Genomic DNA, 276 nt, shown 5'->3' with positions numbered 1-276 from the left:
CCGATTGAGGTTGATGGCCGGATCAATGCTGTAGAAGATGGCAGTGTATTGATCACCGGCTCTGGCGCAGAAGCCAATGCCAGTGTCAGTGTGACTATCAGCGATGGTTCGAATAACCAATCGCGGACCGTGACGGCTGATGGCGCAGGTACATGGACTATCAGTGGTAGTGAGTTTGATGTCAGCAGCTTTAATAATGGCACGCTCACCGTCAGCGCCACACAATCTGATGCGGCGGGTAACACCTCCAGTGCAACCAGCACCTCAGTGATTTTA

General features: G+C 52.5%; 1 protein-coding gene. It reads left to right on the top strand.

All coding sequences use genetic code 11. From position 1 onward, the window contains the following. A partial coding sequence (locus H5162_RS21205; protein WP_220493651.1) for an Ig-like domain-containing protein occupies window positions 1-276 on the top strand: 276 nt, incomplete at both ends.

The sequence above is a fragment of the Pseudoalteromonas sp. SR41-8 genome (genome assembly GCF_014163915.1).
GTDB lineage: Bacteria > Pseudomonadota > Gammaproteobacteria > Enterobacterales > Alteromonadaceae > Pseudoalteromonas > Pseudoalteromonas rhizosphaerae.
The sequence above is the reverse complement of the archived record's forward strand: the minus strand, read 5'-3'. Positions and strand labels throughout refer to the sequence as shown.